This is a genomic window from Membranihabitans marinus (assembly GCF_019802045.1).
In the GTDB taxonomy this organism is placed as follows: Bacteria; Bacteroidota; Bacteroidia; order Chitinophagales; family Saprospiraceae; genus Membranihabitans; species Membranihabitans marinus_A.
This window is the reverse complement of record NZ_JAHVHU010000022.1, coordinates 21,383-35,524: the sequence shown is the minus strand read 5'-3', so window position 1 is coordinate 35,524 and position 14,142 is coordinate 21,383. Positions and strand designations below refer to the sequence as shown.

Below are 14,142 nucleotides of genomic sequence, written 5' to 3'. Positions count from 1 at the left end.
GCTGGATGCTGGAGACTGGAGATTTGAGGCTGTGTACTTTGTGCCTCCCTAAATAGCTTTGACCGTTTTGGTTAATTAATCAACTTATTTTCGCTCCTAACTTCTATCGGACAATTATGGTTCACGAGATACAGTACCTCAGCTTTCCACACACGTCAGACCTATTATTATAGTAAGTTTAGCTTATGGTTTTGATCATACAGCTTAAATATTTTCTATAGAATTTTGAAGTTTGGTCACATATTCCGGGGTCACTTCCATCACCTTACAAATCACTTTCATTTCAAATCCATTCTTAAGAAGCTTTATTACACTTTTCTCAATTCCCTTCTCGATTCCCTGCTCAATTCCCTGCTCGATTCCCTTCTCGATTCCCTGCTGTTCTAACTGCAAAATATAATTCTTGGTCTTATCGCGGGTGGGATATTCCAGTTCTTCGATCTTTTTCATAAGTTCATTTTTATCCTTCTCAAATAAGTCATAGATATAAACGAAGTAACTCTTCTTATAGTTCCCTTCATCCTCCATAAGACTAAGGTTGTAGAAAATCACGTCAAGTAAATCAACCAGTTTTTTTATATCTTTAAAATACTTTTGGATCAACAACGCGGGTATAAGCACATGATCTTGCAGATCCTGTATCTCCTCATCAGAAAACAAGGTAATATTTTGGAATATGTAATCAAAGTCCGGGATAAACATTTCTAAATCAGTGGGACAATTATCAAATAAATCCTTGATTCTACCCGGATTCCAATCCTGTGTACCATGATAATATAGTATCGGCACAATCAATCGAATCGGATTAATCTTACCTGCTACCTGTTTACGATATCCTCCCAGTAAATACTGTCCAACCTGGATCAATGCATACCTTTCAGGGGTGCTTTTATGCTCAAAAAGTAATGAGATAAAAATCTTTTGTTCTAAGTCAGTATTCAACGCACATTCAAAAACCAAATCAGCAAACTCAGACGATAACTCATCCGTTAGAAATATATTATCTGTTATCCGCAATGTGGTTAAGTCCAGGTGTCTTACAACTTTCTCTGGTAAAAACGCCTGCATAAAAGTTCTTGCCGCATTGATATCGGAAAAAATCGTCTTAAAAAACTGATCATGCGGATGATGAACATGGCTCATAGTGAATACAATATAAACCTTTTCATTCAATAATGTACACTGAATCGTATACATAGATGCCGGATGTATGCCACCTTGCTCATCCGGAAGCCCAACGCCGTTGTTACCTTACACCAAATCAGAAAACCAGATGACAACCACCTTGCTCACCCGACAGCCCACCGCCACAGAGCTTGCCACGCATCATGCGTGGTTCCTTCCACCAAATCAGAAATTTATAAGGTCCACATCAAACAACAATACAGTATTGGGGGGAATACCTCGATTCCCCTGGCGTCCATACGCCAAATACGATGGGATAAAAAGCTGAATGCTCCCCCCTTTGGACACGAGTGGAATCCCGATTTGCCACCCCTGGATCACATTGGTTAGTGGAAACTCAATGGATGTCTGGTGATCAAACACCTCGCCATCCAAAAAATATCCTTTGTAATTAACATTGACAATGCTGGTACCATTTGGGTGCTGCCCATTGCCTTCCTGGGTTATCCTGTAATACAATCCGCTGACGTGCTTTTTGGCTTCGATGTTATTATCATCGAGATAATCCGTGATGATCTTATCGTCCACACTGACCCAATCTACATTTTGCTGTTGTTGTTTTTCTTCGCACGAGAACAGCAAAACCATAGCTCCCAGTGCCAAAATAATTATCCAATTTTTCATACTTCCATTGATTTATTTCACGGGTCGAAGACCCAATTTTTCACCTTCCTGTATCATAAACGCATAAGCGGCCTCATAGGTGTTTTCAATATCTCCTTCTAAAATAGCCTCCCGGATCGCCGTCTTAATTTCGCCGATCTGACGGCTTGGTTTGATCCCGAAAGTATCCATGATCAATTGCCCGTCAATCGGTGGTTGCCAATTGCGCAGATGATCCTTTTCTTCCACTTCAACAATTCGCTGTCGAACTTTTTTGTAATTATTCAAATAGGTTTTCACCCGGTACTCATTTTTGGAGGTAATATCCGCTTCACAGAGTACCATCAGATCATCGATGTCGTCGCCGGCGTCAAACAGCAATCGACGTATGGCGGAATCGCTCGTTTCATCACTCACCAAAGCAATGGGTCGAAGATGCAACCGAACTAACTTAGCCACATATTTCATCTTGTGATCCAATGGAAGCCGCATGCGCTTGAATATTTTTTTCACCATGCGTGCGCCGACGACTTCATGACCGTGGAAGGTCCACCCGTGATCTTTCTCAAACCGTTTGGTGCGAGGCTTCCCGATATCATGCAATAAAGCCGCCCAACGCAGCCACAGTGAATCAGAAGATTGAGCCACATTATCAACGACTTCAATCGTATGGTAAAAATTGTTTTTGTGTCCTTTGTTCTGCACCACCTCCACGTTATTCATTTTTGACAATTCGGGCAAAATATAAGGCATCAATCCCAGATGTTCCATCAATGCAAGACCGACCGAGGGTTTACTGGAAAGTAAAATCTTATTGAACTCCACCGTCAGACGTTCCTGACTCACTATTTTCAATCGGTGCGCATTAGCTGAAATTGCTTTCGATGTTCCTGATTCCAATTCAAAATTCAATTGGGAAGCAAAACGGACGGCCCGCATGATCCGCAAGGGATCATCAGAAAAGGTTCGGTCCGGATTCGTAGGCGTCCGGATAATCCCCTGTTCCAGGTCCATCATGCCGTCAAACGGATCGATAATATCAGGTTCCTCATAATCTTTCACTGAAAAGGCCAACGCATTGATGGTGAAGTCCCGACGCAACTGATCATCGTGTAAACTGCCTTTTTCGACCCGTGGATTTCGACTGTCCTGTGAATAGGATTCTTTTCGGGCGCCCACAAATTCGATTTCATAATCACCAAATCGAACCATCGCTACCCCGTACTTGCTGTAGAGTTTAAGACTGGACTCCAGATCGTTGTCTTGTGCAAATCTACGGGCCAAATCGATCCCATCATCCTTGCAAACAATATCGATGTCTTTGCTGGGTCGGCCTAGAATACGGTCCCGTACAAATCCACCGATAACATAGGCTTCGGTGCTTAATTCTCCGACCGCTTTTGAGATTTTCTCCAACAGAACCTTTTCTTGTGATTCCAAATGAACCTTCGACATTGTTTCCATTCTAAGTATTATACCATCGCAGTCACCCTCCATTTCATACAAAGAAATAATTCAGGTGCGCTCTTCAATTAAATTATGACATTTCTTACGCCAGCACATCTGCATCCATATAATGCACCTTTAAATCATCCAGTATTTCCATGAGCGTATCCGGATCATACTCCGTCACCAGTTTTTGTCGAAATGCCCGAATACCTGGCAGCCCTTTAAAGTAATTCGTATAGTGTCGTCTCATCTCGACCACCCCGAGCCGTTCACCTTTCCATTCCAGTGAAAACTGTAAATGTTCGCGGGCTGCTTCTACCCGTTCTTCGATGGAAGGGGGCCGATGTATCGTCCCGGTTTGAATATAGTGTTTTATTTCCCGAAAAATCCAGGGATTACCTATACTCGCCCGTCCGATCATCACGCCATCTACGCCATACCGATTTTTATACTCTACGGCTTTCTCGGGCGAATCAATGTCCCCGTTCCCAAAAACCGGTATGTGCATTCTTGGATTTTCTTTGATCTGACCGATCAAGGACCAGTCCGCTTCTCCTTTGTACATTTGTTTTCGGGTTCGTCCATGAATACTGATGGCTTTAATCCCCACATCCTGAAGCCGCTCTGCGACATCCACCACATACTTGGTATTCTCATCCCATCCCAACCGGGTTTTTACAGTCACGGGAAGGTCTGTGGATTCAACAATTGCTTTGGTCAGAGCAACCATGCGGTCTACATCCTGCAATATCCCGGCTCCGGCCATTTTATTGACTACTTTTTTGACCGGACACCCATAATTGATATCTAAAATCTCCGGCTGTGCTTCTTCCACGATCTCCGCCGCCTTCCGCATATGCTTTTCATCACTTCCGAAGATTTGTATTCCAATGGGACGTTCGTAATCAAAAATGTCCAACTTTTGCACACTTTTATCAGCATCACGCACCAAACCCTCCACCGAGATAAACTCCGTATACATCAGGTCACAGCCTTGTTTCTTGCACAATGCGCGAAAAGGCGGATCGGACACATCTTCCATCGGCGCCAACAGCAATGGGAAATCAGGAATCTCTATATTTCCAATGGATACCATTTGATCATTTTATTAAACTGCAAAAGTAAAAATTTTGAATGAGAAACAGTTCTCCTAGAAAATAAAGTGTTTTTTATTAATACCTGAACGGGCTATTACTTGTTATAATATGTGCTCCACACCCACCAATGCGGTGCTTAGCCACGGATCATTCATCGAAAATGTTTATACACCCCCATCTCAGTCATTAATCATCTCATCGGGTCGCCCCACATGATCATATCCTAATAAAAATATCATCACAACTTCCCAAATATGAAACACAGATTGTAACTTTGCGCGCTGAAAAGCCATTGAAACTGAAATGGCTATTTTTAATTAAAACAAAATGATTTGCGTAATTCACTGTTCATTTTTTTGTGCACCATTTTTACACTGACCAGCTGTACCGACAACCATGCTGAGAAATTGATCGAAGGAAATTGGCGTGCTGTAAAACTTTCAGAAAATGAAAAATCGATAGAACACGAATTGCCTGAAGGCATCCGGTTTCATTTTGAATACCCCAAATATACTTTTCAAGGTGAAAAATCAGAGCAGGGAAACTATTACATCAAAAACGACCATCTCCACCTGCTCCCGGACGGCGAAGAAACTGAACGTAACCTATCCATTCAAAATCTGTCCGCAGACACGCTGGCTCTGGAACTCATCGATAGTCTGAGTGGACGAACCGTCTACTTTTTGAGAAATAAAAATTGATTCTGATACCGTCAGACCACCGCTCCGACAGGTTCCTTTTCAAAATGAACCATGATCTCGACGCGCTGTTTATGAAAAGACAACGCATCCACGAGCATCTGATCCCCCGGCTGAAACTGAATAAATGGATATTTGGCTCTTATGGAATCCATCAAATTTGCATAGCCCACACCAACATCAATCGGACGTCCTTCTATTTGGCGTTTGATGACTCCCTTAAATAACTTAAAAAGAGTTTTGGTGACAAATCCCAGCCCTTCGGTGCGAATGAACTGTACATTGGGCGTGATCGTATTGCCCGCAAGCGTCAATGTCAGACCTACCTTAAACATCCAATCGTGGCCGGATTCTCGGACATCAATTTCCAATAAACCATTTTCCTGTACCTTTAAGCCTCGAACCTTTAAAGTATAGCCTTTGACTTCAATATCAGGCCAGTCAAAATTCCCGACAAAGTACTCAATATCCGAGGTAGGCAATTTCAAAAACAGATAAGAGGGCGCTTGATCTGTCTGAGCAAAGTGATCCTGCTGATAAGCTGCGGACAGCTCCACCAAACCAGATTCTGCATCCAATTTGCTCCTGACCTGGTAAAACAAGTTCTGCAGCAACTCTGGAAGCAAATCAGAACCGAAATAGGTGCGAGAAAGATGCTCAATTTGCGCATTAATCCAGGACTGGGTTATAAATCCACTTTGGATTACCTGTCTGGATAATAATTTATTAACGGTAGGAATCAAGTCCACTTGGCGCTCATCGATCAACACCTGACTGTTCTCACTCAGTTTGATCTGTACTAGCTCAAACGGGACAGCCCGCCCCCATTCTACCACCTGATCAGACCACTTGACCTTTAATCGCAATTCAGCTTTAACGTCCAATGTCCACCGAGGATCTTGAGCCAAGCCTTCCACCATGACCTGCAACGCTAGCGTGTATCCACTCTGATCAGATTCATACCACCGATATTCATTCACGTTGATGGTAAATGGCGTCTGCAAAACGGGCACGTTGCCAGATCGACTGATGAGAACCCTCGATGGGCCTGGAAGACCAGTCTGATCAATCAGAAATGACAAACGATTTAACTCAATCAATGGCTTCATAATATTTTTTCGACTATATTCATACAACTAAACCCAACAAGCCCGAAGTCAGTTTAAAATAACACCACAAAATCAGGCATCAATTTTTTCTGGGGCGCAAAAGTGCCAAAACCATACGGAAATACATATATTCAAAAGAACAATTCGTTCATTTAATAAACGGGGTCCGAATTAACCCCATATTAACAGCGGCACGATTAACTTTTGCTCTCTATTGTGCCCCTTTTCCTTATTATCTTAGTACCTTTGTAGTGAATTCAAAGGTTCAAAAAAAGCGTTACAATGAAAAAAATACATATAGCAGCGATCGGGATCCTCCTTGTTGCATTAGCCTTGATTTTTACTGCCTCTCAGGACTTCTCAACTTATGCCTCTTTTAAGGATGCCGCAGCCACCACTTCACAAGTAAAAATAGTAGGTGAACTGGCTAAAGATAAAGAGATCTATTACGATCCTGCCGAAGATCCTAATTATTTCTCATTTCACGTTATCGACAAGGATGGTGTCACCCGAAAAGTCGTAATGAATCGGGCCAAGCCCCAAGATTTTGAAATGTCCGAACAAATCGTAGTAACCGGTAAACTGCAAGGTGAAGAATTTATGGCTAGCGACATCCTGTTAAAATGTCCTTCCAAATACAAGGATGAAGAAATCTATCTTCGTGCTGAAACTGAAGAATAACGATCATGACTGAAAACATTGATTACATTGGCGAACTTCTCTGGCCTGGAGAAGTCGGTCATTACTTAATTATTACAGCCTTCGTAGCAGCTTTAGTGAGCGCGATTGCTTATGTACTTTCGAATTCTGATCGCGACAACCACGACAGCTGGAAGAAAATAGGGCGTTATAGTTTTTATGTTCACGGGGTGACGATCATTGCCGCCATCGTTATATTATTTAGCCTGATGCTGAATCATCGTTATGAATACAACTATGTGTGGGCCCATGTATCAGATGATTTACCCTTCAAATATATGTTCTCGGCATTTTGGGAAGATCAGGAAGGAAGCTTCTTGCTTTGGACCTTTTGGCAAGTGATTATCAGCGTCGTATTCATTAAAGTATCGTCCCGTTGGGAAGCGAGCACGATGTGGATCATGGCATTGATACAGGTCTTTTTGAGCAGTATGGTTCTCGGTCTGGTGATCGGTGATCTGCAAATCGGAAGTTCGCCATTTAATTTGCTTCGGGAAGAAAACGCTTCAGATGTGTTTGCCACAGCGAACTACCTGGAGCTTATCCAGGGACGAGGGCTCAATCCCTTGCTTCAGAATTACTGGATGGTGATACACCCACCGACCTTATTTTTAGGATTTGCTTTGACTAGTATCCCGTTTGCCATTAGTGGTGGAGCAATTGCCACCAGACAGTATACCAAATGGGTAAATCCCGCTCTGAAATGGGGCTTATGGGCCGCCGGAATTCTTGGTGTCGGCATTTTGATGGGTGGAGCCTGGGCGTATGAAGCGCTGTCATTTGGTGGTTACTGGGCCTGGGATCCGGTCGAGAACTCGTCTTTGGTTCCCTGGTTGATCTTAGTTGCAGCGATACACACCAATGTCATTGCAAAAAGCGTCAGACGCTCCTATAAAATGACCTATGGCATGTATGCTCTGGCGTTTATTATGGTTCTTTATTCGACGTTCCTTACCCGAAGCGGACTCACTGCAGAGAGCTCAGCTCACGCATTTACCTCCAGTGGTATGGAAGCCCAATTACTGGCTTTCATCCTCTTTTTCATTGGTCTGGGCCTGTGGATCTTTTATACGCGGGGGAAATTCATTCCTTCCAGCAAAGAAGACGAACCTTTCTGGTCCAGAGAATTTTGGATGTACCTGGGATCCTTTGTACTTATCCTGTCCACCATACTAATAACGTTTACGACCAGTATACCAGTCTTTAATAAAATCATAGACTTTTTTGGCTCCATAGCTGGCCAGGATCTGAGTTCCTGGCACCGGACCACCCCACTGGATCCCATCGCGCATTACAACCGCTATCAGCTTTGGATCGCTGTGCTGATCGGCTTGATGGCGGGGACCGCCCAGTTTTTGAGGTACCGGGAGAAGAATTACAAAAAGCGTTTCCGTAAAATTGGACGGGATTTACTGATCAGTCTGGCCATATCTATTCCATTGGCATGGATCGGATTAAAATGGGTCGGTGGGCAAGGACTGGGTTATGTCTTGCTTATTTTTGCGGCCACCTATGGTTTCATGACCAACATTGTTTATCTGTTCAGTGGTTTCAAACCCAATGCTAAGAAACTGGGATCTGTGGTGTCGCATGCGGGATTTGCGATTATGATTTGGGGAGTGATGGCTTCGGGATTGCAGAAAACCTATATCTCCACCAATCCATTTGTCATGCGGGAATTAGTTCAGGATGAGACGATGGCCAATCAGAACATCTTGCTTTATAAAGACATTCCCATGCGAATGAGCAATTATGAAGCGCTGTATTACAAGGATACACTGGTGCGAAACGAACGGTTGTATTCCATCCGGTTTACAGAGATTGATCAGAAAGGAAATCGTGTCGATTCGTTCGAACTTAGTCCATCATCGGTCTACGCCAATGACTTTTCGGAAGTAGTCTCGTTCAATCCATCGACAGATCGACGAATTGAAAAAGACATTTTCACCAGCATATCAGCACTTCCACCGGAAGTCATGAATGTGAGTGAGGCTCAAAAAAGAGAAAAAGAATTACCCTACGAGGAGTATGATATCCCGATTGGTGACACGATCTATCTTCGGGATCAGGTTGCTGTACTCAAGGGAGTCAATTTTGATTCTTACCACCAGGACTATACGCCGGAGGATTCGGATATTGCCGTAAGCGCCGATGTCCTTCTCATTAATCCGGAAAGTAATTTTACCTTTTTGGCCAAACCAACCATGGTCATTAAAGATCATCGATTTGTCGTTCACTACCCGGCCAAGTCCAATAAAAACCGGGCAAAGGTACGGCTGGGGGAAGGATTTGTCAATTTCCTGTATCCCAAAGATGAAGACCTCGATTACCATAAGTTGATTCTGGAAAAAGGACAGACGGTTTCTTTTGACCCCTACACCATCACGCTGTCTGGACTCGAAAAAGAAATCACCCATCCAGAATATGAAGCCGAGGAGGGTGATATCGCCGTCCAGGCCATACTGCAGGTTCATAACAAGTCGGGTATTCTCGTCGACGTACTGGAACCGGTTTTTGTCATTCGTCAGAACCAACCAAACTTTATCCGTGACTTCAAACCACGCAGTGGTCTGGCCGCTAACTTTATTAAGATAGATCCCGGCACCGGTAAAATGGAATTTATGATTGGTGAGCGAACCCAAGATGCATCTGATCGATTCCCCATACGTATTGCTGAGGATGTGTCACGGAGTGATTTTATCGTACTCGAAGCGATTGTTTTCCCAGGGATCAATCTTTTTTGGCTTGGAAGCAGTTTAATGATGGCCGGATTCTTCATCTCGATTTATTTGCGCCGAAGAAGAAAAAGAGCATGAGACACAAGATCTCAAAGATAGGGATCATAGGGTATGGGAATGTGGGTAGGCACCTGAGTCAGGTTTTTCATAAAGCGAAAGGCCTGGAACTCGTCGTCTTCAATCGGAGTCGGGTGTCAGACGATCAAAACACCGAGGAAATCAATGTGACTAACCAGCTGGAAAAACTCTCCGATTGCGGTCTGATCATCATCGCCGTCAAAGATGACGCTATCTTACCGGTCTTGCGTTCCATGAAAGACGTATTCCCGGAAGAAGTTATCGTATGTCATTGTTCTGGAAGTACACCCACAGACGTTATCGCGCCTTACTTCAAAAACTATGGCGTGATATATCCACTCCAGACCTTCTCCAGGGAGAAATCGATCAACTATTCAGAGATTCCGATTTTTATTTCGGGATCCAATGAATCAGTACTCCAAACCATAAGAAGAATAAGTCGGTATATTTCTCCGAAAATTCAGGAAATTAATGACGATCAGCGCATCGCCCTTCACATTTCAGCCGTATTCTGCTGCAATTACACCAACGCGATGTATGCCATAGGTTACAAGATCTGTGCAGATCACAATCTGAATTTTGACCACCTGACCCCATTGATTGAAGAAACAACGGATAAAATAAAAACAATTCCCCCAAACCAGGCTCAAACAGGTCCGGCGGTTCGCGGGGACTGGAACACTGTGGAACGGCAAGAAACCTACCTGGCCAAGCACGACCAACGATTGACGGCACTCTATCGCCAGTTGGCGGATTACATTAACCAAAATAGTTAAATTATGCGTGTCATAGGACAACTCGAACACCCGAGAATAAAAATTACACTCTTCGATCAAAACGATAAATTAAGTGTCAAGTTTGAAAAAGGACAGAGCGAAATCATCCTCAAGTTCAAAGAAGATAAAAGTGAGGTGATGGATGCTTTACACCAGGAAAATGACTACACCCAATTTTCGATGATCGAAAAACAACTGGATGGACTATTGATGTTCCGTCAAAAGTTTGAGACGGGCCCCACCATGGATCCGGAGCTTCCCGAGATCATATAAGAGCCCTATCCCATTGCACTGTTTTATAAATAATTATAAGAAATTAAGTTCGCATAACGTATTCGTGTACGGAATTATTAGCAGATGATTTTGCAGTATTCATCATCCTCAGAGAAGTCGCACTGCCTAAGCAGCGTAGATGTTGTTTAATGATAGAATATTTTGTACCACAACACTCCACGTCCTCACGCGTTAATAGGAATTAAAGAGTCCGCGGATAATTGAGACCGAATCCTTTTTGGTTTAAAAAAACTGCTGGAAAGTCGAACGAAGCTCGGCGAACAATGGATGTTCAGGCGCATAAACAAGATCCACATCAAGCAGATCACCATACACATCCATGAATTCCATCCCCATGGGGCTGTTTATTCCGATTGATTCCGGGATATATCCGACCTTATTGATTAATTCTAGAAAGTCCGCTTGAAACTCCTTCCAGATGTTCTGAGGTGCATACGTATAATTTCCCGCTATAAGTCCTGATTCTCCATCGACCCACAGGGCCAGTCGTGGAAAAAACGGACGTTGCTCTGCATACTCCTGAACAGGAGTTGCTATAAAATCCAAGGCCAGAAACAGGACCGCATCCTTTTTCGGAAGTTCGTGTTTTATTCGATTCACTAAAAAAGGATCGGGGACATACTGATGGGTTTGTTCCGTCTCGGGCCGCGGCATCAGAACCGGATCCCAGGTCAAAGTATCCTCCGCTTCCATTGATTTGGGAACCATAACCAGTAGTTCGTCATCATCCATATTCGACAACGTGATCTTTCCCGCCTAAGCCAACTGTACGGCATGAATCGACTGATCCAGGCAATGTTTCAAAAAAACCACTTCAGCCTCTGATTCCAGTGGCCACGGGTAATACCCGGGATCACTGCGCCGTATCACCGGATATTGATTGTGCCCCCGAAAGCGGAGACCAAGCTTCTCATATATTTCTCGATCTGTATCTTCGATATCCCCCCGGTCATCAAACTCTACCTTAAGACACTTTTGACTCAATGCGATACCAAGTCCGTCTTCTTCCTCAAAGCTATAAATCATATTTTCATAACTTAAAAAACCCGCCTTGCCCGTGTAAACGGCTAATCCATAAACTATTCCGCCATTCCCCATGATAACGCACCACCCAATTTCATCAGACCATGGATCCCGGACACCAAAAATATACGAATCATCAAAGTGATTCCAAGGTTTGAAATTTCGGAATTCAATCGCGGAATTATAAAGTGCTTCCCAACGAGCCTGATTTTGATCTGTAATCCGCATGGTATGAATTGGCTTTAAAAATTTAAAACTAAAAGAAACGCCCGATACCTCACTTCTAACGGCTTGTATCCGGCTTGTCAAACAAGGCTTTCAGATGCCCTGCTTCTCCTGGTTCCATCCGGCCGGCCATGATCAGACGCAACTCTCTTCGTCGAAGAGCCCCGTCGTAGAGCGCATGTTCCCGTTTCGTACCCGGCTCAACCAGAGGTGTTTGAATTGGTTTTCGAGTCTCCCGATCCAGGGAAACAAATGTAAAAAAGGCTTCATTACATTTCGTTCTTTGACCATCAAGATCTTCTTTGAACACTTCAATGAATACTTCAATGGAGGTGGTAAACGCGCGGGTCACCCATCCTTCCAGCACGACCATAGCGCCAAGAGGAATCGACAGATCAAACGAAACATGATCAACTCCTGCCGTCACCACCGGAGAATTGCAATGCCGCATCCCCGCCATAGCTCCCGCGACATCCATCCAACGCATCAAAATTCCTCCCATCAAATCACCGAGATGATTCGTATCATTGGGCATTACCAGATGGGTCATGATGGTATATGAATCTTTTGGGTTTTTCTTTCTTCGCATTGATCTATATTAAATAAATGGGTAAAGTGATTCGTAAAACGAGTCGTAACTTCCGTTATGTCCAGTTCATGTCCCACTTCCCGGGCTAAGGACGTCACGGCCATATTCTCCGCTTCAATCCCACAGGGAACGATGTACTGAAAATTCGTGAGATCGGTATTGACATTGAATGCCAGACCATGCATACTCACCCATCGGCTCATGTGAATGCCGATTGCACATATTTTCCGGGCAGATTTTTGTCCGGTCCACACGCCGGTAAACCCTTCGATCCGCCGACCGACCACTCCATAGTCAGCCAGAGTGCGAATCACGGATTCTTCCAGGGTTCGGACATACCGATGAATATCGGTATAAAAAAATTCCAGATCCAGAATCGGATATGCAACCAATTGCCCGGGTCCGTGGTAAGTAATGTCGCCACCCCGATTAATTCTGTAGAAGGTAATTCCGTGTTCTTTCAGAAAATGTTCATTGACTAACAAATGGGCTGTTTTACCCGATTTCCCTAAGGTATAAACCGGATGATGTTCACAAAGAACCAAAAAATGCGTCCCTTCATTACGGACGATTCCTTCTGCACGCGCCGTTCTCTTCAGCGCAACCAGTTTTCTTTGGTAGACACTTTGTCTGTCCCAGGCTTCTTGATAGTCGATGCGCCCCCAATGCTCTATGGATAATTTGTTGTGATACATACTTCGGCCGGCAATTTAAAGAAAGTTCTGAAAAGGGTTTCCATTATCCGTCCTGAAATTGCAACAATAACGTTTCGGTTCTTGTTTTTGCAGTATAGGTTTTCAGTACCTTATATAACGCAAATGATTAGATATGTCTTTTTGACGAATAATATATATCTTCGTAGTTGATAACTTTTTCACAGAGCAAATACCATATTTTATGAACATCACCTATTTTGGTCATTCCTGTTTTCTCTTCAAACTCAATGGCAAAGTCATTCTGGTGGATCCGTTTATTACCGGAAATGAACTGGTCAAAAACATTGATGTCGACACCATTCCGGCCGATTATATTCTATTGACACATGGCCATCAGGATCACGTTCTCGATGCCGAGCGAATTCTGGAACGCACGAATGCCACCGTGATTTCCTCTTTTGAAATTGTCAGTTGGTATGCTGAAAAAGGCTTTGAAGGACACGGGATGAACACCGGCGGGCGACATAAATTTGATTTTGGGACCGTCCGTGCCGTTGCAGCGACGCATTCCAGTCAGCTGCCTGATGGCAGTTATGGAGCCAATCCTTTGGGCTTCGTCATCACAGCAGATGAAGCGACATTTTACATTGCCGGAGACACCGGATTGACCATGGACATGAAGTTGATCCCCATGATGTGTCCCCCGTTGGACTTTGCCATTTTACCGATTGGCGGCAACTTCACGATGGAATACACCGATGTACCTTTAGCTGTTGAATTTTTGGCCTGTAATACGATTGTTGGCTGCCATTTTGATACCTTTGAGGTCATAAAAATTGACCAGGAAGAAGTTATGGCCTATTTCCGAGATCACGATATCGAAGGCCATTTACTTTCCATCGGAGAAACGAAAGAAATATAAT

15 protein-coding genes are annotated in these 14,142 nt (G+C 43.7%); 6 read left to right on the top strand and 9 right to left on the bottom strand.

Annotation, left to right across the window (positions count from 1 at the left end; all coding sequences use genetic code 11):
* Positions 1–204: 204 nt before the first annotated feature.
* The 4 genes from KUV50_RS18140 to dusB form a co-directional block, all read right to left on the bottom strand.
* On the bottom strand, positions 205–1,143 hold the full coding sequence (locus KUV50_RS18140; protein ID WP_222581624.1) for an Rpn family recombination-promoting nuclease/putative transposase: 939 nt from the start codon (positions 1,141–1,143) through the stop codon (positions 205–207).
* Between the two features lie 207 nt (positions 1,144–1,350).
* On the bottom strand, positions 1,351–1,809 hold the full coding sequence (locus KUV50_RS18135) for an FKBP-type peptidyl-prolyl cis-trans isomerase (protein ID WP_222581623.1): 459 nt from the start codon (positions 1,807–1,809) through the stop codon (positions 1,351–1,353).
* A 12-nt stretch (positions 1,810–1,821) separates the two neighbouring features.
* The gene (locus KUV50_RS18130) at positions 1,822–3,243 is read right to left on the bottom strand and encodes a CCA tRNA nucleotidyltransferase (RefSeq protein ID WP_222581622.1); all 1,422 of its coding nucleotides are present in this window, start codon (positions 3,241–3,243) and stop codon (positions 1,822–1,824) included.
* A 94-nt stretch (positions 3,244–3,337) separates the two neighbouring features.
* Positions 3,338–4,333 carry a tRNA dihydrouridine synthase DusB gene (gene dusB, locus KUV50_RS18125; protein ID WP_222581621.1) on the bottom strand — a complete coding sequence of 332 codons (996 nt, stop codon included), beginning with the start codon at positions 4,331–4,333 and terminating at the stop codon, positions 3,338–3,340.
* A gap of 333 nt (positions 4,334–4,666) precedes the next feature.
* Between dusB and KUV50_RS18120 the strand changes: the two genes are divergently transcribed.
* Complete coding sequence (locus KUV50_RS18120; RefSeq protein ID WP_222581620.1) at positions 4,667–5,035, top strand: hypothetical protein; 369 nt, start codon at positions 4,667–4,669, stop codon at positions 5,033–5,035.
* 11 nt (positions 5,036–5,046) lie between these two features.
* On the opposite strand, the gene KUV50_RS18115 is transcribed toward KUV50_RS18120, so the two are convergent.
* Positions 5,047–6,141 (bottom strand): hypothetical protein, encoded by a 1,095-nt coding sequence (locus tag KUV50_RS18115; protein WP_222581619.1) that lies wholly within the window; start codon positions 6,139–6,141, stop codon positions 5,047–5,049.
* Between the two features lie 282 nt (positions 6,142–6,423).
* Between KUV50_RS18115 and KUV50_RS18110 the strand changes: the two genes are divergently transcribed.
* From KUV50_RS18110 to KUV50_RS18095, 4 genes are read left to right on the top strand one after another with little or no spacing between them, the layout of a single operon-like run.
* Complete coding sequence (locus tag KUV50_RS18110) at positions 6,424–6,822, top strand: cytochrome c maturation protein CcmE (RefSeq protein ID WP_222581618.1); 399 nt, start codon at positions 6,424–6,426, stop codon at positions 6,820–6,822.
* A gap of 5 nt (positions 6,823–6,827) precedes the next feature.
* Positions 6,828–9,656, top strand: coding sequence for a cytochrome c biogenesis protein CcsA (ccsA, locus tag KUV50_RS18105; protein WP_222581617.1), 2,829 nt, complete (start codon positions 6,828–6,830; stop codon positions 9,654–9,656).
* Positions 9,653–10,432, top strand: a complete 780-nt coding sequence (locus KUV50_RS18100) for a Rossmann-like and DUF2520 domain-containing protein (protein ID WP_222581616.1) — start codon at positions 9,653–9,655, stop codon at positions 10,430–10,432. The genes ccsA and KUV50_RS18100 overlap by 4 nt, the downstream gene beginning before the upstream one ends.
* A 3-nt stretch (positions 10,433–10,435) precedes the next feature.
* The gene (locus KUV50_RS18095) at positions 10,436–10,705 is read left to right on the top strand and encodes a hypothetical protein (RefSeq protein WP_222581615.1); all 270 of its coding nucleotides are present in this window, start codon (positions 10,436–10,438) and stop codon (positions 10,703–10,705) included.
* A 243-nt stretch (positions 10,706–10,948) separates the two neighbouring features.
* Here the strand turns inward: KUV50_RS18095 and KUV50_RS18090 are convergent, their stop codons facing one another.
* Genes KUV50_RS18090 through lipB form a run of 4 tightly spaced genes read right to left on the bottom strand, consistent with a single transcriptional unit; the run spans position 10,949 to position 13,258 of the window.
* Positions 10,949–11,458, bottom strand: coding sequence for a DUF6930 domain-containing protein (locus KUV50_RS18090; RefSeq protein ID WP_222581614.1), 510 nt, complete (start codon positions 11,456–11,458; stop codon positions 10,949–10,951).
* A 24-nt stretch (positions 11,459–11,482) separates the two neighbouring features.
* Positions 11,483–11,977, bottom strand: coding sequence for a hypothetical protein (locus tag KUV50_RS18085; protein WP_222581613.1), 495 nt, complete (start codon positions 11,975–11,977; stop codon positions 11,483–11,485).
* 55 nt (positions 11,978–12,032) lie between these two features.
* Complete coding sequence (locus KUV50_RS18080; RefSeq protein WP_222581612.1) at positions 12,033–12,563, bottom strand: acyl-CoA thioesterase; 531 nt, start codon at positions 12,561–12,563, stop codon at positions 12,033–12,035.
* Positions 12,521–13,258 carry a lipoyl(octanoyl) transferase LipB gene (gene lipB / locus KUV50_RS18075; protein ID WP_222581611.1) on the bottom strand — a complete coding sequence of 246 codons (738 nt, stop codon included), beginning with the start codon at positions 13,256–13,258 and terminating at the stop codon, positions 12,521–12,523. Before lipB ends, KUV50_RS18080 begins: the two co-directional genes overlap by 43 nt.
* 202 nt (positions 13,259–13,460) lie before the next feature.
* On the opposite strand from lipB, the gene KUV50_RS18070 reads away from it, so the two are divergent.
* A complete protein-coding gene (locus KUV50_RS18070) occupies positions 13,461–14,141 on the top strand; it encodes a metal-dependent hydrolase (protein WP_222581610.1) in 681 nt (226 codons plus the stop codon).
* Position 14,142: the final 1 nt, after the last annotated feature.